This is a genomic window from Paraburkholderia sp. SIMBA_030, assembly GCF_046535245.1.
In the GTDB taxonomy this organism is placed as follows: domain Bacteria; phylum Pseudomonadota; class Gammaproteobacteria; order Burkholderiales; family Burkholderiaceae; genus Paraburkholderia.
Map to the genome: position 1 here is coordinate 1 of NZ_JAWRXB010001374.1, position 245 is coordinate 245.

Consider the following 245-nt stretch of genomic DNA (forward strand, 5'->3'; position numbering starts at 1 on the left):
GTTGCCGCTGCCGGACTTCCAGGTGAACATCGCCGACGCGCTCGGTGCCGCGCTGCGCGCGGGCCTCGGGATCGGCTCATTGCCGATGTCGAGCGCGGTGCCCGCCCTGGCGAGTGGCGCGCTGGTTCGCGTGTTGCCCGAGTACCGGCTGCAGAAGCTGACGGTCTACACACTGTATGCGTCGCGCCAGTACCTCGACGCGAAGATCCGGACCTTCGTCGATTTCCTGCGGGAATGCGTGCCCG

At 68.2% G+C, this 245-nt stretch carries 1 protein-coding gene; it reads left to right on the forward strand.

Annotation, left to right across the window (positions count from 1 at the left end):
* On the forward strand, positions 1–245 hold a 245-nt coding region (locus tag SB772_RS44540), incomplete at both ends, for a LysR substrate-binding domain-containing protein (RefSeq protein ID WP_410839094.1).